Consider the following 17,583-nt stretch of genomic DNA (forward strand, 5'->3'; position numbering starts at 1 on the left):
GGCAAATCACAAGGCCGCGTCGCCTTGCTCCCCGGTGCGGATGCGTGTGATTTGCCCGACAGGCAGCACGAAGATTTTTCCATCGCCGATCTTGCCGGTCTTGGCCGAGGCCTCGATGGTTTTGACAACCTTGGCGGCCATGTCGTCGCTGACGGCGATCTCGATTTTCGCCTTGGGCAGAAAATCGACCGTGTATTCGCTGCCGCGATAGATTTCGGTGTGCCCTTTCTGACGCCCGAAGCCCTTGGCCTCGATGACCGTCATGCCGTCAACGCCAATGTCGGCGAGCGCGGTCTTAACATCCTCCAGTTTGAAGGGTTTGATGATTGCGATGATGTATTTCATTTTTGTGCGGGTTTGTGCTGGCAATCCACCGTGCGGGGATGCGGGAAAAAGGGATTTTGCGCCATGCTCCCTCGCGCGCAAAGCATTATTGATGCCAGCTTTCGCCAGTTCGCAAAAAACAAAAAAGGCGCGCGCGGAAATATCCGGGCGCGCCGCAAAAAATGAATAGGGCCCCAGAATCAGACCGCCGCGTCGCCGCGCTCGTCGGTGCGGATGCGCACGACCTCATCGACAGGCAGGACAAACACCTTGCCGTCGCCGATCTTGCCGGTCTTGGCCGACTTCTGGATGGTGGCGACGACCTTGTCCTTGATCTCATCAGTGACCACGATCTCGACTTTCACCTTGGGCAGAAAATCGACCGTGTATTCACTTCCGCGGTAGATTTCGGTATGGCCTTTTTGGCGCCCGAAACCCTTGACCTCGGTGACGGTCATGCCCTCGACGCCGATTTCGGCGAGCGCATCCTTAACTTCCTCCAGCTTGAACGGTTTAATAATCGCAATAATGAGTTTCATAATGGTGAATGGTCTAGTTTTGCTGCGAACAGATATTGAATGGAATCACACGAGCCAACCAGCGCAAGCACGCAGACCTCAAAAACGGGATTTTTTCGCCTGTTTTGCAAACCGCCCCCAAATAACAACCCCTCCGGTATGCGCCGGAGGGGCGGATCGAAGAGGGCTGTGAGTGCGATTTCGCACGTTTTGAATTCGCGAGGTTCGGCTGCCTATCCCTGTATCTCTGCATGTGTGTGCTGTCCGTTTGCGCCGGCCTGGGATTACTGAACCTTGACCTCTCTGCCTTCCAGCCCGGCGTTTTGTCTTTCAACCAACCTGTCTGCTTCCGACCACTATCGGCAATCGATCTTCGCGCTGTTTGTGCCTTTTGCTTCAACCGAAATGTTAGACTCAAAAAACCGGAATTGGTTTCGAATTTTGCCCCGCCAAATAGTTGTTTTCAGGGAAGTGCGCGATTCCGTCTCGCCGCCTAAATTTCCCCGGTTTGCAAAACCGTTCCGGTCACGCCGGGCTCACCCCGCGCGCACGACCACTTTTTCAGTCAAACAATCGTTCTTGGGCAATGCTTTCGCGGATTCTTTCCCTTGCCCATGCCGGATTGGTTCGCCACGGTCTTGCGCTTTAAAAGACCAACCTCAACCCAAGCCAGCATGTCCTCCACAAATGCGGAGCAGTCCGCTCCGTCCGCCCCCGCCCACGACCTTCCCCAAAAACGCAAGCGATTCCCAGGCACGTTCTGGCTCCTCAACTCGATTGAGATGGGCGAGCGCCTCGCCTACTACAACCTGCGCGTCGTCGCGCCGATCTACATCATGCAAGCCGACAATCCCGGCGGCCTGCACCTGACCGCCGCCGACAAGGGCACCATTTACGCATGGTGGGCGATATTCCAATCGCTGCTGCCCATCGTCACCGGCGGACTCGCCGACCGTTTTGGCTACAAAAAAACACTCTTCGGCGCGATTACCACGATGATGATCGGCTATCTGCTGATCGCATTCATGCGCGACATCAATTTTGTCAGCAATTACACCGCTTTCTTCTGGTCTATCATGGTGCTGGCCACCGGCACGGCGTTCTTCAAGCCCGGCATCCAGGGCGCGCTCGCAAACACCCTCACCAAGGAAAATTCATCGATCGGCTGGAGCCTTTTTTATTGGGTTGTCAATGTCGGCGCGCTCATCGGGCACTTTATCCCGACGATCCTCCTCGTCATGGGAGGAAACTCCGCCGAGGCGTGGCGCAACGTCTTCCTCGCGTCCGCGGTCTTCACCGGCTTCAACCTCGTTTTGCTCACCCGCCTCAAGGACGTGCCCACCGGCGCATCGCAAACCGAGCCGATTCTCAGCGTGCTCTGGCGCACGCTTAAAAACGTCTTCGAGCCGCGCCTCCTGTGCTGGCTCGCGATCATGTCCGGTTTCTGGCTGATGATGTATCAGCTCTGGGATCTGCAGCCCAATGTCATCGCCGACTGGGTGGACAGCTCGGCGCAGGCCCGCTGGATACAGGAAAACGCGCCCGCGTTCATTCACGGCAACCTCATTGAGGAAACCGCGCGCGGCCCGCAAATCCCCCAGCAAATCCTTCTCGGGCTCAACTCCCTTTCAATCATCTGCGGCGTTGTTCTTGTCGGCTACCTCACCCGCCGCATGCGCACGCTCTCCGCCATGCTCATCGGCATGGCGATGGTGGTCGTGGGCCTCCTGGTCGCCGGATGGACAATGAGCCTCTGGATGCTGCTCTTCGGCATTGTGTTTTTCTCGCTCGGCGAAATGACCGTCGGCCCCAAGAAAAGCGAATACCTCGCGCTCATCGCCCCGCCCGGCAAAAAAGGCCTCTACCTCGGCTATGTTAACATCCCCACCGGCATCGGCATTTTTGCCGGCTCAAAGCTGGCCGGTTACGTTTACGGGCACTACGGCGAAAAAGCCATGCTCGCCCTCCGCTACATCGCCGAAAAAACACCATTCGGCTCCGGCAAAAACTGGAACGGCGACGTGATGGCGCTGGAGGAAACACTCGGCATTGCCCGCCCCGAGGCGATGGCAAAATTGCAGGAACTCACCGGCCTTGACGCCGCCACCGCCACGCGCCTGCTCTGGGACACCTACTCGCCAAACGTCAACGTCTGGATTCCCTTCGCCGCGGTTGGCGCGGTTTCCGTGATCGCCCTTGCCATCTTCGCCCGCATGGCCCGCCGCTGGTCGGACATGAACGCATAAAAAATCCCTCCCTCCCCTCCCCTCGCACCCACTCCTCCACTTCCGCTCCAAATCATGCTCAAGAAATTCCCCGGCACCTTCTGGCTGCTCAACGTCATCGAAATGGGCGAACGCCTCGCGTTCTACAACCTGCGCGTCGTCGCCCCGATTTACATTATGCAGGCCGACAATCCCGGCGGCCTGCATCTCACCGCCGCCGACAAGGGCGCCATCTATGGCATCTGGGCGCTCTTTCAATCCCTGCTCCCCATCCTCACCGGCGGCATCGCGGATCGTTTTGGTTACAAAAAAACCCTGTCGTTCGCCATCACCATGATGATGGTCGGCTACCTCATGATCGGCTTCATGCGCGATGTCGGCTTTGTCAGCAACTACACCGCGTTTTTGGTCTCCATCATAGTGCTCGCCAGCGGCACCGCGTTTTTTAAGCCCGGCATCCAGGGCGCGCTCGCAAACACCCTCACCAAGGAAACCTCCTCGGTCGGATGGAGCCTCTTCTACTGGGTCGTGAACATAGGCGCGTTTGTCGCCCACTTCATCCCCACCATCATCCTCGTGGCCGGCAACAACTCCGCCGAAGCCTGGCGCAATGTGTTCCTCACCTCCGCCGCGTTCACCGGCCTCAACCTCATCCTCCTCGTCAAGCTCAAGGACGTCCCCTCCGGCGCGTCGAAGACCGAGTCCGTCGTCTCCGTCCTCAAGCGCACCATCGCCAACATTTTCGAGCCGCGCCTCATTTGCTGGATGCTCCTCATGTCCGGGTTCTGGGCGATGATGATGCAACTCTGGGATCTCCAGCCCAACGTCATCGCAGACTGGGTCGACGGCTCCGCCCAGGCGGCATGGCTGCAGGCCAACCTGCCCGATTTCATCCAAAGCAAACTCATCGAGCAAACGGCGCGCGGCCCGCAGATCCCCCAGCAAATCATCCTCGGGCTCAACTCGTTCTCGATCATCTGCGGCGTTGTTCTCGTCGGCTACCTCACCCGCCGCATGCGCACCCTCAGCGCCATGCTCATGGGCATGGTCGTGCTCACCATCGGCCTCCTGGTCGCCGGCTCGACCATGAGTCTCTGGACGCTCCTCATCGGCATCCTCTTCTTCTCCTTCGGCGAAATGACCGTCGGCCCCAAGCAAAACGAATACCTCGCCCTCATCGCCCCGCCCGGCAAAAAAGGCCTCTACCTCGGTTACAACAACATCCCCGCCGGCATCGGCACCTGGGCCGGCTCGATCATGGCCGGTTATGTTTACGGCCACTATGGCGAAAAAGCCATGCTCGCCCTCCGCTACATCGCGGAAAAAACACCGTTCGGCGAAGGCAAAAACTGGGACGGCGATGTGACAAACCTCTCGGAGACCCTCGGCATCGCCCGCACGGACGCGATGGCCAAGTTGCAAGAACTCACCGGCCTCGACGCCCCCGCCGCCACGCGCATGCTGTGGGAGACCTATTCGCCAAACATCCACGTCTGGGTGCCCTTCGCCATCCTCGGCGTGGTCTCCGCCATCGGCCTATTCATCTTCGCCCGCATGGCCCGCCGCTGGGCGGACATGGATGCGTGACACGATCCGTTTATTGATCTGCGCATTTGCGAATGCCGCAAGTGCGTGGCAAGTTTTGAGCCATGAATGACACCAATGCTCATGAACCGGTAAGGCACAACGCGGCCAAGTCCCGCTACGAACTGACGCCGCCAAACGCGGGCGAGCCATCCGTGCTCGAATATGTGCTGGAGCCGCAAACCAACCGGATGATCTTCACGCACACGTTCGTGCCGCCCGAAATGCGGGGCAAGGGCGTGGCGGAAAAATTGGTGCGCGCCGCCCTGGCCGACGCGCGTGCGCAAGGCCGCCGTGTCGAGCCCCAGTGCTCGTATGTGGCAAAATTCATCGAACTGCACCACGCGGAGTTCGGCGATTTGTTGGCGTAGGACGCAGCGGTCACGGAGGATAACGCCAGGAGTCTTATAGCGTTGGCTCGCCGGCGAACCGCATTCACTCACGTTGCGGTTGATAAAGAAAATCAACAAAATCCCACCCTTTCCCTTTTTCATCTCCTTCCGTCCAATTTCAAGTTTTTGTTAACAAGTCTCGGATTGACCCGTTTTTGACTTCCTCTTGCACGAGGAGCCTGGCTCGGCGTTTCCCATAAAATAGCTCCTGGCCAAAATCTTGGCACACTCGTTGCTATTGGTTGCCACATTTGCACCTTGCTTTCTTAAACAGAAGTAAAGCACCGATACCAATTATTGGTATAACAATACATATTACAAATATAATTTTATTTGATTTTATATATTGATTGTCCTGTTTTTCAATCATGCTCTTACTGAAATTCCAAATTTCTGGATTTTCTATATACTCTTCAATCTGCTTGCGATTTAAATAAAATGATATGACATATTCGTTATTGGGATTAATACCTGCTTTTAGGCGGATATATAAATAATCATCAACCGTTTCTTTCTTTGCCATTAATGATGTTAAGTAGAGATTTGCATTATCTGATCTAGTTGACATGTCCTCCGGGGCTGTTTTTAAAGTTTCTCGCTGAATGGATTCATTTAATATATGGCGATATTTTTCGACCAATGCAAGAGATCCGTCAGGATCGTTTTTTTCTGTCATAACAGCAAGCAAGGGCACTGAAAAATTTCTTTTAAGAAATACTACAGCATATTCACCATCTAACATATCTGACACATGCCTATTAACCTCTTTGGCATTTTCCATGACATAATTTCTTCCGCTAATAACTAGAGCGGAAGGCTTTTGATAATCATAAAGACATAGATTACCAGTCAACGCCGCCATTGCGGCAATTTCCACAGTCCATGTTTCCTTAGCCCTGCAAACCTGAAGAGAAATCAAGGACATGGATATATATATTATTGCTTTGTGTAACATAAATTAAATTAGTAATCATCAACAAGAGTGTTTCCTGTTTTTGAATCTATAGCATAACAGCGGGCGGACTTTTGACGGTGCAAGGGGGAATACTCAGAAAGATTGCGCCGTCCGCAGTCATTGACAAGCGCAACCTCTGGAGTGTCCCGCGACCTTTTCGCCCCTCCTTCTGACAATCCTCAAAAATCAACAAAACTCGGCCCGCCCCCTTTTGCCTCCCCGGCGGGCGCGCGATCTGCGGCAGGGCGTTCGCGCGACGTTGCCGCGCTGGCGGCTAAGGGGAAAAATCAACATCAGTGTCGTCGGAGGCTTGTCGGCCATTCAAGATATTCATTATTTTTATAATATTCTCCCCAAATGGCAGTGGATTTATGCATAATTTTTTGGTTTTTTCGCCTACTTTGTATTTTACAATCAACGCGCTGAACTGCATCGCGCCTCCAAATCGCAATGGCACCTTTTCCGTTCCGTGCCTGACGTTGATTATGTCAGAGCGAGATATGATGGTCGTCTTATAGCATCCACTGCGGTATTTCAATTCGTCTTGGCTGATGCGCACCAAAAAACCGCGGAGCCAGATGATAAAAGAAAATCCCCATATAATACATCCGACTATAGCCCATTCATATCCTTGATGAGTATAAAGCCTTGGATAACAAAGTAGCCCCATCACTATCCAAGGCCCAACCAACACAAAGTAACCAAATGCGCCAGCCCTATAATACAAGTGTTTCATTTTCGTGAACTACAGGACGGGAAGGCAAAAACAGGGCAATCCGAGACTTGTTAATTTTTCATCATTGCTCATTGCGACAGCGAGACATTCCTTTATGAAAACAACAAACCTTCAGCACATCGTGGTTTTGCGAAGCGCGCATAGCGGGCGGATTTTTGACGGTGCAAGAGGGCATGCACAGAAAGATTGCGCCGTCCGCAGCCATTGACAAGCGCAACCTCTGGAGTGTCCCGCGACCTTTTCGCCCTCACGAACGCGGAGGAAACTCCAGCCTTCTTTTTTGCAAAAACACGCTTTAGCTTTGGCACCATGCGTTTTCTTCTCACCAACGACGACAGTCTCGACTGCCCTTTTCTTCATGTCATCGCGCACGCCTTGCGCGAGGCGGGTCACGACCTCTGGGTTGTCGCCCCCAAAACCGAGCAGAGCTGGATCGGCGCGTCGAAATCCCGGCATCGCCCGGTCACGCTCGAGCAGGCGGATCGCGGCCTGGGATGCCCGACGTGGACCGTCACCGGCACGCCGAGCGATTGCGTGAACATCGCGCTCGCGCACATACTGCCGGAATATCCCGACGCGGTGATCAGCGGCTTTAACGTCGGGTTCAACGCATCGCTCGGCTTCATCCTCGCGAGCGGCACCATAGGCGGCGCGTGGGAGGGCGCGTTGCACGGTTTGCCGGGAATCGCGATTTCGCAGGATCTGCCCTTCGAGGTTTTCGACAAGATCAAGGAGCCCGGCACCCCGCCCGAGCCCGAGGTCGGGGAAACACTGAAACACTCCGCGGCCCATGCCGCGCGGATGATTCCCGAGCTCGCGCGCGACACGCCGCCGCGCAGTTTCATCGTGCACAACCTGAACTTCCCCTACCCTTGCCGCCCGCACACCGAGGTGAAACGCACCGTGCCCGCGCGCGTGATTGTGCCCGAGATTTTCAGCCCGCAGGCGGACGATGGCACGCATCGTTTTCTGTTCACCCTCGGCGAAATAATCGACCCGCCCGGCGGCCCGCTCACGGATCGCGCCGCGCTCGCCGCGAAGCAGATCAGCCACACCGTGCTTGATTACACGAAGATCGGGCGGATGCCGGAAAAGGCGTAGTTGCGAGCCTGGCGCGCGCCTTCCGCGCCCGCCCGCTTTGCGGTTGCGCATGCAGATCGTCCTTCGAATACGAGGGCGCACGCAAGGTGCGCCCCTACGGGGAATCGTCCGGTTTTTCTGAATCGGATTTGGCTTCCGCGCCGTTTTCCGCGCTTTGCGCCCACACGCGCTGGCGCACGCCGAAGGCGATCACGACAAGCCCGCCGAGCGCGACGATGTGCCCGATCGATCCGAGTATCGCGGAGGGTTTTGCGTCAAATTGTGGAGCCACCAGACGGACAATCGCCACGCCCGCGAGGGATGTGGCGATTCCGATTATCCAGTAAAGCGCCGTTTTGGTGCGGCGGGTCATTCGCAATCAGCCTCAGAGTTTTTCGAGGATGGGAATCAGCGTCACGTAGATGCCGGTGATGATCGCCGAGGTGATAACGCCGGAGATATTGGCACCGAGCGCCTCGGGCAGAATGATCGAGTTCGGATTGACCTTGGAGACTTCCTTTTGCGCGACCTTCGCGGTCGTGGGCACGCAACTGACACCCGAGATGCCGATCACCGGGTTGATTTTGCGACCGCTCACGATGTAGAGGATGTAACCGCCGCAGATGCCGCCGACGCCGGAGAGCAACAGCGCGAGGATGCCGAGCACGAGGAGCATCACGACTTTCGGGTTGAGAATCGTCGAGGCTTCGCAAAGCACGCCGAGCAACAGGCCCAGGAACATGGTCGCGCCGTAGAGGAACACGTTTTCAATCATGACCGTGAACACTTTCAGGCCCGCCTCGCGGACGGCGACGCCGAGGAAGAGCGAGAGGAAAAGCGGAGCGGCCGAGGGAAACAGCAGGCAGAGCACGCCGCAACCGGCCACCGCGAAGGCGAGTTTTTCACCCGCGGTGATTTTCACGACGGGACGCTGCGGGAGCTTGATCCCGCGCAGCTTGGCAGGCACGAGCAAGCGGATCAGGTAGGGATATCCGCCGTAGGCCAGGCCGAGATACAGATAAGCGACGACCGTGATCGGCACAAACATGTGCTTGGCAAGATTGAGCGATGCGAAGAGCACCATGGGGCCGTCCGCGCAGCCGACGAGCGCGATTGATGCGGCCTCGCCGAAGGAAAAGCCGAGCGCCTTGGCGATTGGAAAGGTGATGATCGTGCCAAACTCGCACGCCAGCGCGATGAACATGCTCAAAAACGGACGAGCCAGAAGGAAGCCCACGTCGAGCAACACGCCAATGCCCATGAACACGAGACACGCGATCAGGCTGTTGCCAAACGCGAACGTGTAGATCGGCTGCAGCGCCGTGATCTGCTGCATGTCCATCAATTCCTTCGGCTGCTGCACAAGCGGCGCAATCATGAGGTTGCCCGGCATTTCGCCGGACTGCGCCTTGTCCATGTCGGCGAGATATTGCACTCGGCCGGCCTGCATGGTCTCGAGCTGCTTGAACGCCTCGCCTCCGTTCGCGCCGGTAAAGGCAAGCTCAACCCGCTCGCGCGGCTGCTGGCCGATGGGCGCCGAGGGCTCCAACCCCTGGCGATTCGCGCCGATCGGGGAGCTTTCGATTGCGGTGCCGGCGCTCTTGCCCGTTGTGAAAAGTTTCCCGTTGATCGAGTAGGTGACGTCGACTCCGTTGGCCGCGCTCTTTTTGTCCGGGCGCGAGAGAAACGCGAGATTGTGCGCGGCCGCGGCGGCCTCGGGACCGGTCACGATCACCTTTCCGTCCTCCGTGTAGGCCGCCTCGACATTGGTCGTGATGGAAATGTATTCGGCGACGTTTGACTCGAGCGAGCCGCGGGTGACGGTTTCCGCCATCTGACTGGGCATGAAAAGCACGCCCGCATTGACGGCGACCATGCCGAGCCCCATCGGAATCATGAGCAACGGCTCGAGCGTGCCCTTTTTGCCCAAATAAACGAGCACCCCGCCGATTAGAATCAGCCCGATGCGGCCGATCATGATGTGCGAGGGCGAGTCGAAGAGCGTCGTGATGCCTTGGAAGATGTTGAGAATATCTGAAAATTGCATTGTCTAAAAAATGAAAACTATTGGCGGGTCATAATGAGTTATTGGCGCGGATGCGTGCGGTAAATCAGCCTTTCTTTTTTCCCGTAAAAATACGTAAAGCGCGAAATGACACGCTAATAAGCACAGCCACAAGCATGGCTATGACTGCTGCAATTCCATAAATAATGGCGGCATAGATGACTGGTTGCATAAAAAACGGTGTTTAAAAAGAGGTTTGGGAGGTCAAAATTTGAGAAAATTAGAGAAAGTTATGACCTATTCTTTTACGAGATGAAATGGGAAAATGCATTTTTTCCCATGGAAAACAGTGAGGTATTACCAATTGTGTTGGAAGCGTTGATTTTTGCTACTGACACGCGCGGGCGTCACGCCAGGGCAATTTGCCGCGTTATCTGGCAGTGAACGCCCTCGCTACGCAAAGTGGCAAATCCGCGTCACGGCCATCTTGCATTCATGCGAACACAATCCCGGCACGCTCCCGAACCATGGTTGGGTTTCGCCACAAAGGAGAGGCGTTCGCAACGGAGTTGGGTCGCCATGAGTCACTGAAGCTCGGCGACGCATCCCAATTTTTAGAGTTTTTTAGGTTTATCCTGTCGCATTTGAGGCAGGGCGAACCGTCCCGGTGAGCCGCAACATTACCGGCTCACCGGGGACGGTTCGCCCTACCCAACGCGGATACAGCCTCAGCTTTATTTAAACTGATCTAAAACGTGCCTTTGTTTCGATGGTCGGCATGGGGGCGCACGGTGCGCTTTAGCGGGATTGACATGCCGCCGGTCGATTCGAGCCAGTCGTAGAGTTCCCCCGTGAGCTGCTTGATGAGCGCCTGGTGCTCGGGAGCGGCGATCAGGTTGCGCATTTCGTCGGGGTCGTTTTGCAGGTCGTAAAACTCGTTGCAGTCCCAGATGCCGTAATAGCGCACGAGTTTGTATCTGTCGGTGCGCACGCCGTGCATTGTCGGGGTTTCGGGATGATTATACTCCCAGTAGTATTCGTAAAAGATGCGGTCGCGCCATGGCGTTTGTTTGCCTTTTAGCAGGGGCACGAATGATGAGCCCACCATGTGCCCCGGTTTTTGCAGGCCGGCGAGTTCAAGGATGGTCGGGGCGATGTCGGTGTTTTGGATCATGTTTTCAACAACCTGTCCGTCACGGAACAACTCGGGGCAGGTGGCGAGCATGGGAACGCGCACGGATTCCTCGTAAAAGTGGCGCTTGTCTATGACGCCGTGCTCGCCCCAGGAGAATCCGTTGTCGCCCATGTAGATCACAAGCGTCGATTCATACAGGCCGGCTTCCTTAAGGTATGCGATCACACTGCCGATGCTGTCATCCAGGGCGCGCAGGGTTTCGCAATAGCGAACAACCTCGTCCTTCCACGGATGCCTGCCGTGATACGCGTAATCCACGCCGTGATGGCTTTCGCGCTGCGCTTTCAACCAGTCCGGATGCATGGTCTCGCCGTAATAAGCCGCGCCGCCGGCGGGCGCGCCGGTTTTGGCGTCCGTGCTGGGGAGCGCGGGCGTGCCGTATTTGGGGGTTTTATACGAGCGGGGAAGCGGCACCTCCTTGCCGGCATAACAACCGGCGTGGCGCGCGGCGGGGGAGAAGTTGCTGTGCACCGCCTTGTGGGAGAGATAAACAAAAAACGGACGCCCGCTGTTTTGCTGTTCCTTCATCCAATTGATTGCGTGCTCGGTCAGCAGGTCCGTGGTGTATGTCTTGTCATCATACTTGGTCGGTTTGCCGTTAATGTTGAGCGTGACGCCATAATACTTCCCCTGTCCGCGAAAACTTTCCCAGTGGTCGAAGCCCGGGCGGGGCGCGGCGGTGGCTTTTCCCATGTGCCATTTGCCAAAAAAGGCAGTCCGGTATCCGGCTTTTTGCAGGTATTGCGGGAAAAACACGAGGTTCCCGGGCACGGGCGCGGCGTTGTCCACAACGGTGTGCTGGTGCGAATACATGCCGGTGAGAATCGAGGCGCGGCTTGGCGAGCAGAGCGAGGTGGTGACAAAGGCGTTTCGCAAATGCGCCCCTTCTCGCGCCATGCGATCCATGTTGGGCGTCTCAAGCCAGGGGACGCGTTTCATGAAGCCCATGAAATCGTGCCGGTGGTCGTCGCTTAATATAAAAACAACATTTCGCGGAGTCCCCGCGTTGGGGATGCGCGGCAGGTCGAGCGATTGCGGCTGGCTTTTGAGCGGTTGCGCGCCGACGGATGCCAGCAAGGGCAAAAGGCCAAGGTATTTGAGGCGGCTGAGGTTCATGCAGAGGGAAGCGATGTGGATTGTTTACGATACCATGGGTAGGGCGAGCCGTCCCGGTGAGCCGTTCACTGTCTCGGCTCACCCGGAGGGTTCGCCCTACCAAAATCAAAAGGCGAAACCTTTCCAGAAATCCATTTTTTCATCGCCCGCCGGACGGGCGGCGAGCAGGTGGTCGCGCATGGTTTTCACCTTGCCGGCGTATTCGGGTTTGCCGGCGAGGTTTTCCATTTCGAGCGGGTCCGCGGTGATTTCGAAGAGCTGCGTTGTGCGTGTGTTTTTGACGTTGTATTCGATCAGCTTGTATTTCCCGTCGGAATACGCGCGCTGGAACTGGCGAAACGCGAAATACATGCCGCCGCGGTGCGCCCGCGCCGGATTCGCGAGGGTCTTGGCAAAACTTTCCGTCTGCACGGAGGAGGGAATCGTGAAGCCGAGTTTTTCACAGAGGGTCGGATACACGTCCATGAGGTAGCAGCGCGCCTCGCTTTTGGCGTTTTTGGCGATGCCGGGGCCGGCCCAGATCATGGGGATTCCGATGCTGTGCTCATACAGGCTTTGCTTGCCCATCAGCCCGTGTTGCCCGACGGCCAGGCCGTTGTCCGCGGAGAACACGATGATGGTGTTCTCATACTGGCCGCTTTTTTTCAGGGCCTCAATAATGCGGCCCACTTGCGCGTCGAGGTGGCTGATCGTGGCGTAATAGTCGCGGATTTCGGCGCGCACGGCGCGCTTGCCGCGCGGCCATCCGAGCAGGCGTTCGTCGCGGCCTGTCATGTGCCCGTTGTCGAAGGGGTGCTCGGGCAGGAAGTTTTTCGGGAGTTTCGCCGCGTCCTTGCCGTCATACATTGCGTAGTATTTTTGCGGCACCTGCCTCGGGTCGTGCGGAGTGGTGAACGCGACATACATGAAGAACGGCCGGCTGGCGGCCTCGTTGCTTTTTATAAAGTCAACCGCGGCGTCGGCGAATATCTCGGCCGAGTGACGGTTGCTGTAAACATGGTCGCAAACTTGCCTGCGATCCCGCGCCCATTCGAATTTGTCGTATTTGCCCGTCTTGTCGTAGTGCGCGAGGGGGATTTCAAACTGGTTGTAGGTCATGCCGCCGAACAATATTTCGGCGCCGCCGGCGAAGGAGCGGTTGAAGGACGCGGTGCCGTTGTGCCACTTGCCGATGCCGTGGGTGGCGTAGCCGTTTTTGGCAAAAACCTCGCCGAGCAGCGTGTGCTGTTTGTTGATTGTCTGGCCGTTGCCGTCGAGTCCGAACATGGTTCTGCCGGTCATGAGCATGGCGCGGCTGGGCATGCACACCGCGCCGGTCAGGCCGCCCATGTTGTAGGCGCGGGTGAACGCCACGCCGGCCTCGGCGAGTGCGTCGAGGTTGGGCGTTATGAGCTCGGGGTGCCCGAGCGCGCGAATGGTTCCCGCGCGCATGTCGTCGGCGAGAAGCACAATCACGTTTGGTCGGGGGGCGGCGCGGGTTTGCTGGGGCGCGGCGGAGGCCTGCGACGCGGCGGCGCACGCGAGCGAGAGGGACAGCGCCACGCCGGCGGCGGGCGAGTTGGGGAGGTTTGCCATGTTCATTTTGTTGTTTTGGGTCGGGTTGTTATTTTTGGGTTTTTGACTGTGACTTTTTGGGCTTGGGCGCCAGCGCCGGCACGTTGAGGAATTTGGGGTTGATAAACTCCCATTCGCGCAATGTCGGCTGCCAGTGCTCGTTTGTTATTATTTGTTCGAAACGGTTTATCATTTCGGAATGGCGCGCGGAGAGGTCGGTTTGCTCTTCACGATCCTGATGCAGGTCGAAAATCTCCCACGTGCCGGGGCCTTCGTGCATGTTGCTTTTCACGCCTTTCCAGCGCCCGTCCTTGATGATGGCGATTTGCCCCGTTTTTTCCGTGAACTCGAAGTAGAGGTATTCGCGCGGCGTTTGTTTTTCGCGCGCGCCGAGCAGTGTCGGCAAAATGGAAATCCCGTCGGTTTCCCAATCACCCCGCGCGCCGGTCAATTCGCCCAGCGTGGCAAGCATGTCGTATTGCGCGGAGACGAGGTCGCACACGGAGCCTTTCGCAACCTTGCCGGGCCAGCGCACGATAAAGGGAATGCGAATGCCGCCTTCGTAGAGGTCGCGTTTTCGTCCGCGCAGGCCGCCGGTGGAATCGAAGAATTCGGTTTGCGCGCCGCCCTGGTTCGCGGTGGCGCCGTTGTCGCTGCTGATCATGACGATTGTGTTTTCGTCCAGGCCAAGCTCCTTCAACAGCGCGAGTATTTTGCCCACTTGTTTGTCGGCGTGGGTGATCATCGCCGCGTAAGTGGAGAGCGGATGTTTGCTGGGCACGTAGTTGCCTTTCAGATACGGCGTCTCCTCCGGGAATTGTCCGATGTATTCGGCGATCGCCTCCTTTTTGCACTGCAACGAAACGTGCGGCGGCGTGTAGGGCAGGTAGAGGAAAAAGGGGCGGTCCTTGTTGGCTTTTATGTAGCCGAGGGTTTTGTCCACCATCCGGTCGAGCGAATAATCCTCGCCGGTGAAGGCGTCGAAATCGGAGTCGGGCGCGTTCGGGGGCAGGTTGAATTTTGAGTGCAGGCGGATGGGTTTGTTTTTGAGCGGCACGCGGTTTCCGTTTTCCCAGAGATGCGTCGGGTAGTGATTCTGGGCCTGCTTCTGGTCGTAATAACCATAAAAATAATCGAAGCCGTGGCGGAGCGGATCGCCGCTGGTGTTCCTGAATCCGAGGCCCCACTTGCCAATCGCCGCAGTGGCGTAACCGGCCTGCTTCATGACGCGCGCGATGGTCATCGAGCCCTCGGGCAGGGGCATGTTGCCGCCTTCCTCATCGTCGGTGTGTCCGCCGAATTCGTAGTTGCCCCGGACATGCGCGTGCCCCGAATGCCGCCCCGTCATCAACCCGCAGCGGGCGGGCGCGCTCACTGGGAATGTCGTGTAGTGACGGGTGAAACGCATTCCCTCGGCGGCGACCCGGTCGATGTTCGGCGTGCGAATTTTTTCCTGCCCGTAGCATCCCAGCTCGCCGTATCCCAGGTCGTCGAAATAGATATAAATGACGTTCGGCTTTTGGGGACTTGCCGCGCCCGCGGCCAAGGCGCCGGCGCACAAGGAGAGCGCGGCGGCGGTTGCGAGTTTCTTTTTGTTCATGGGATTTGGGATGGTTATTTTGCGGCGGCGGTTTGTTTCACAGAATGGTTAACAAGAATAGCCGCAAAGAGGCACAAGAAGCGCAAAGGATTTGAAGTGAGTTTGCTTCGAGTTAGCTAGGGCGCGCTCGCCGACCGCGCCGAAGATTACGGAGGATAAACGCGGCGGCCTCGGCGAGGCCGCCCTACCCTTGATGAGATGTTATTATTTCACCGCAATCGATTCGCGGAGGGTGATGGTGTATTGCTGGTCGGCGTCCTCGAGCCATTGGTCGAAGAAGGGGGAGTAGCTGGCGACTTTGATTGTCTTTCCGTCGGGCTGGAATTCGAGCAGGCGAAGGAAGCCGGCGCCGCCGTAGCCGCGGTCGGGAACGATGCCGGGCTGGTAGTTGACCATCATCTGGTGCACGTCGTTGCCGTGCTCGCCCTTGCTCACGAGGTAGCCTGTGCCGTCGCCGAGGACGTGGCCGCTGATCACGAAGAGGAAATTGGGGTGCTTGGAGACGAGTTTTTTCCACATGTCCTCGCCGTCGTTGGAGCCGTCGGGGTGCTTGTTGGTTTCGTAGCCGGTGACGGGGGCGACGCGCTTGACGGCCTTGTCGGTGGCGCGGTCATAACGGCTGTCGTCGTGGTAGAGGTAGGCGTGCGTGAGGAGGATGACTTTGTGGTCGGGAAATTTTTCAACAATGGTGTTGGCCCAGTCGATGACGGCGTTGCGCGGGAAAAACTCAAGCGCCAGCACGAGAAAGTCGCCCCACGGGGTGTTGAAGGTTTGATAGGTGTTCTCCATGTGGTGGGGCTCGAAGTAACCGCGCTTGACCGAATACTTGTAGTCGGCGGAGAGGAAGTAGCCGTTCATGAGCGTGTCGCGTTTGTAGTTGGGCACCTTCTTTGACGACCCCCAAACGCCGATGTCGTGGTTGCCGGGCACAAGCACGAAGGGGACCTTGGCCTTGAAGAGCACATCCATCGAATGGCGCGCGGCGAGCCATTGCGGGTGGGTGTTGCGGTTGGTGATGTCGCCGGCTTGAAGGACGAACTTGATGTTGCGCGCGTCGCGGTTGGCGGCGATCCAGCGTGTCTGGCACGTGAACACATCCGGAAAGCCGTCGGTGTAACCTTGCGTGTCGGGAAGCACGGCAAGCGTCCACGCGCCGGCGGGGGCGGGCGAGCGGTAGTTGGAGGAAAAGGCTGAAAGGCTGAAGGGCTGAAGGCTGAATGTCACGAGGAGCGCGATGAGGAGGGAGGTTAGGCGTTTCATGGTATTTGATGTGTGTGGGTGTGTTTGTGTTGTGTGTGATTTGTGTTGGTTGATGCGTAAATACTACGGGCGCTTTTTGGCGTATTCGAATTCGGCGGAGAGAAAATAGTGGTCGCTGGGGTAGCGGCGGACGCCGTCGGTGACGCGGCTGTCCTTTATGATTTCAGTGACGGTCGGGCGGAGGCTGGCGTTGCTGAAAATGAAATCGATCTTGCCGCTCGTTTTGCCGTAGGCGTGGCCGAGAAATTTGTGATAGGTGTAGCCGGGATCAGCGGGGCCGTGAAGCGCCGTGTGGGTGTCGGTGAATCCGGCGGATTTAATCGACTTGTAGGCGTTGTATTTGGCGGTGCAGTTAAAATCGCCTGTCACGATTTGCGGAATGGCGGCGGGTTGTTTTTTCAGGAAGTCAGCGAGCACTCCGGCTTGGGCGTCGCGCGCGGGCTGGCGCTTGCCGCCGGCGGAAAAGTGCGTGTTCCAAATCATCAGCTCGCGTCCGGTGAGTCGGTCTTTGAGGTGAAGGCGGTTGAAGTGGCGCGCGGTGCGCGGTGCGTTGGGAAATGTGGAGAGGTAAACCTCGGGTGTCGGCGAAAGAAACGCGCCGGTGTGCGCGATTTTTTCAAAGCGTTTTTTGGAGTAGAAAATCATGTTGGCCATCTGGCCGTCGTCGCCGTCAACAAAACCGGCTCCGCCGTAATCGGGGAAAAAATTTTTGAGGAAGTCGAGGTGCGCCTTGCGAAATTCCTGGAAGCAGATGATGTCCGCGTCCTGAGCGAGAAGCACGTCGCGCGCGAGCTCCTTGCGGTGGGCCCATTCGTTGCCGGTGCCGTCGTCCTCGGGGACGAGGAAGCGGATGTTTGCCGAGACGACGCGGACGGCTTCGGGCGACTGGCGCTTGCGCTGGGGGATGTCGGAGTCGGGCGCCGCCGCGAAGGCGAGGTTGGCCGCGAGCGCGAGTGACAGGATTGGGAGGAGGATGCGTTGGAGGGATTTCATGGGCGTTTTTGTAGGGGCGCACCTTGCGTGCGCCCTCGTTTACGAA

The 17,583-nt window shown here is 57.4% G+C and carries 16 protein-coding genes; 4 read left to right on the top strand and 12 right to left on the bottom strand.

Annotated features, from left to right (window positions below):
- Nucleotides 1-6 precede the first annotated feature (6 nt).
- Together M2447_RS06015 and M2447_RS06020 are read right to left on the bottom strand one after the other, a co-directional pair.
- Nucleotides 7-345: a P-II family nitrogen regulator gene (locus M2447_RS06015; RefSeq protein WP_277557820.1), complete on the bottom strand. Its 339-nt coding sequence runs from the start codon at nt 343-345 to the stop codon at nt 7-9.
- Between the two features lie 179 nt (nt 346-524).
- A complete protein-coding gene (locus M2447_RS06020; protein WP_277557821.1) occupies nt 525-863 on the bottom strand; it encodes a P-II family nitrogen regulator in 339 nt (112 codons plus the stop codon).
- A 653-nt stretch (nt 864-1,516) separates the two neighbouring features.
- Between M2447_RS06020 and M2447_RS06025 the strand changes: the two genes are divergently transcribed.
- The 3 genes from M2447_RS06025 to M2447_RS06035 all read left to right on the top strand — a co-directional run bounded on the left by M2447_RS06025 (nt 1,517) and on the right by M2447_RS06035 (nt 5,022).
- Nucleotides 1,517-3,088, top strand: coding sequence for an MFS transporter (locus M2447_RS06025; RefSeq protein ID WP_277557822.1), 1,572 nt, complete (start codon nt 1,517-1,519; stop codon nt 3,086-3,088).
- Between the two features lie 54 nt (nt 3,089-3,142).
- Nucleotides 3,143-4,654 carry an MFS transporter gene (locus M2447_RS06030; RefSeq protein WP_277508839.1) on the top strand — a complete coding sequence of 504 codons (1,512 nt, stop codon included), beginning with the start codon at nt 3,143-3,145 and terminating at the stop codon, nt 4,652-4,654.
- A gap of 62 nt (nt 4,655-4,716) precedes the next feature.
- On the top strand, nt 4,717-5,022 hold the full coding sequence (locus M2447_RS06035; RefSeq protein ID WP_277557823.1) for a GNAT family N-acetyltransferase: 306 nt from the start codon (nt 4,717-4,719) through the stop codon (nt 5,020-5,022).
- Nucleotides 5,023-5,278: 256 nt separating this feature from the next.
- On the opposite strand, the gene M2447_RS06040 is transcribed toward M2447_RS06035, so the two are convergent.
- Together M2447_RS06040 and M2447_RS06045 are read right to left on the bottom strand one after the other, a co-directional pair.
- The gene (locus tag M2447_RS06040) at nt 5,279-5,968 is read right to left on the bottom strand and encodes a hypothetical protein (RefSeq protein ID WP_277508841.1); all 690 of its coding nucleotides are present in this window, start codon (nt 5,966-5,968) and stop codon (nt 5,279-5,281) included.
- Between the two features lie 304 nt (nt 5,969-6,272).
- Nucleotides 6,273-6,734 (bottom strand): hypothetical protein, encoded by a 462-nt coding sequence (locus M2447_RS06045; protein WP_277557824.1) that lies wholly within the window; start codon nt 6,732-6,734, stop codon nt 6,273-6,275.
- A 309-nt stretch (nt 6,735-7,043) separates the two neighbouring features.
- Here M2447_RS06045 and surE point away from each other — a divergent pair, with 309 nt between their 5' ends.
- Nucleotides 7,044-7,835: a 5'/3'-nucleotidase SurE gene (gene surE / locus M2447_RS06050; RefSeq protein WP_277557825.1), complete on the top strand. Its 792-nt coding sequence runs from the start codon at nt 7,044-7,046 to the stop codon at nt 7,833-7,835.
- A gap of 94 nt (nt 7,836-7,929) precedes the next feature.
- On the opposite strand, the gene M2447_RS06055 is transcribed toward surE, so the two are convergent.
- The 8 genes from M2447_RS06055 to M2447_RS06090 form a co-directional block, all read right to left on the bottom strand.
- A complete protein-coding gene (locus M2447_RS06055; protein ID WP_277557826.1) occupies nt 7,930-8,187 on the bottom strand; it encodes a hypothetical protein in 258 nt (85 codons plus the stop codon).
- Between the two features lie 12 nt (nt 8,188-8,199).
- Nucleotides 8,200-9,861: a sodium ion-translocating decarboxylase subunit beta gene (locus M2447_RS06060; protein ID WP_277557827.1), complete on the bottom strand. Its 1,662-nt coding sequence runs from the start codon at nt 9,859-9,861 to the stop codon at nt 8,200-8,202.
- Nucleotides 9,862-9,925: 64 nt separating this feature from the next.
- Complete coding sequence (locus tag M2447_RS06065; RefSeq protein WP_277508845.1) at nt 9,926-10,051, bottom strand: hypothetical protein; 126 nt, start codon at nt 10,049-10,051, stop codon at nt 9,926-9,928.
- Between the two features lie 516 nt (nt 10,052-10,567).
- Entirely contained in the window at nt 10,568-12,130 is a 1,563-nt protein-coding gene (locus M2447_RS06070; RefSeq protein WP_277557828.1) for a sulfatase, read from the bottom strand.
- A gap of 105 nt (nt 12,131-12,235) precedes the next feature.
- On the bottom strand, nt 12,236-13,705 hold the full coding sequence (locus tag M2447_RS06075; RefSeq protein WP_277557829.1) for a sulfatase-like hydrolase/transferase: 1,470 nt from the start codon (nt 13,703-13,705) through the stop codon (nt 12,236-12,238).
- Nucleotides 13,706-13,733: 28 nt separating this feature from the next.
- Nucleotides 13,734-15,284, bottom strand: coding sequence for an arylsulfatase (locus M2447_RS06080; RefSeq protein WP_277508848.1), 1,551 nt, complete (start codon nt 15,282-15,284; stop codon nt 13,734-13,736).
- A gap of 204 nt (nt 15,285-15,488) precedes the next feature.
- Nucleotides 15,489-16,544, bottom strand: a complete 1,056-nt coding sequence (locus M2447_RS06085) for a metallophosphoesterase (protein ID WP_277557830.1) — start codon at nt 16,542-16,544, stop codon at nt 15,489-15,491.
- Nucleotides 16,545-16,607: 63 nt separating this feature from the next.
- Nucleotides 16,608-17,537: an endonuclease/exonuclease/phosphatase family protein gene (locus M2447_RS06090; RefSeq protein WP_277557831.1), complete on the bottom strand. Its 930-nt coding sequence runs from the start codon at nt 17,535-17,537 to the stop codon at nt 16,608-16,610.
- Between the last annotated feature and the right edge of the window lie 46 nt (nt 17,538-17,583).

The sequence above is a fragment of the Ereboglobus sp. PH5-10 genome (assembly GCF_029504735.1).
Classification (GTDB): domain Bacteria; phylum Verrucomicrobiota; class Verrucomicrobiia; order Opitutales; family Opitutaceae; genus Ereboglobus.

What these genes read in the sequence shown, in the direction of transcription:
- M2447_RS06015 (WP_277557820.1), bottom strand. Translation starts at nt 345, where the DNA reads ATGAAATACATCATCGCAATCATCAAACCCTTCAAACTGGAGGATGTT.
- M2447_RS06020 (WP_277557821.1), bottom strand. Translation starts at nt 863, where the DNA reads ATGAAACTCATTATTGCGATTATTAAACCGTTCAAGCTGGAGGAAGTT.
- M2447_RS06025 (WP_277557822.1), top strand. Translation starts at nt 1,517, where the DNA reads ATGTCCTCCACAAATGCGGAGCAGTCCGCTCCGTCCGCCCCCGCCCAC.
- M2447_RS06030 (WP_277508839.1), top strand. Translation starts at nt 3,143, where the DNA reads ATGCTCAAGAAATTCCCCGGCACCTTCTGGCTGCTCAACGTCATCGAA.
- M2447_RS06035 (WP_277557823.1), top strand. Translation starts at nt 4,717, where the DNA reads ATGAATGACACCAATGCTCATGAACCGGTAAGGCACAACGCGGCCAAG.
- M2447_RS06040 (WP_277508841.1), bottom strand. Translation starts at nt 5,968, where the DNA reads ATGTCCTTGATTTCTCTTCAGGTTTGCAGGGCTAAGGAAACATGGACT.
- M2447_RS06045 (WP_277557824.1), bottom strand. Translation starts at nt 6,734, where the DNA reads ATGAAACACTTGTATTATAGGGCTGGCGCATTTGGTTACTTTGTGTTG.
- surE (WP_277557825.1), top strand. Translation starts at nt 7,044, where the DNA reads ATGCGTTTTCTTCTCACCAACGACGACAGTCTCGACTGCCCTTTTCTT.
- M2447_RS06055 (WP_277557826.1), bottom strand. Translation starts at nt 8,187, where the DNA reads ATGACCCGCCGCACCAAAACGGCGCTTTACTGGATAATCGGAATCGCC.
- M2447_RS06060 (WP_277557827.1), bottom strand. Translation starts at nt 9,861, where the DNA reads ATGCAATTTTCAGATATTCTCAACATCTTCCAAGGCATCACGACGCTC.
- M2447_RS06065 (WP_277508845.1), bottom strand. Translation starts at nt 10,051, where the DNA reads ATGCAACCAGTCATCTATGCCGCCATTATTTATGGAATTGCAGCAGTC.
- M2447_RS06070 (WP_277557828.1), bottom strand. Translation starts at nt 12,130, where the DNA reads ATGAACCTCAGCCGCCTCAAATACCTTGGCCTTTTGCCCTTGCTGGCA.
- M2447_RS06075 (WP_277557829.1), bottom strand. Translation starts at nt 13,705, where the DNA reads ATGGCAAACCTCCCCAACTCGCCCGCCGCCGGCGTGGCGCTGTCCCTC.
- M2447_RS06080 (WP_277508848.1), bottom strand. Translation starts at nt 15,284, where the DNA reads ATGAACAAAAAGAAACTCGCAACCGCCGCCGCGCTCTCCTTGTGCGCC.
- M2447_RS06085 (WP_277557830.1), bottom strand. Translation starts at nt 16,544, where the DNA reads ATGAAACGCCTAACCTCCCTCCTCATCGCGCTCCTCGTGACATTCAGC.
- M2447_RS06090 (WP_277557831.1), bottom strand. Translation starts at nt 17,537, where the DNA reads ATGAAATCCCTCCAACGCATCCTCCTCCCAATCCTGTCACTCGCGCTC.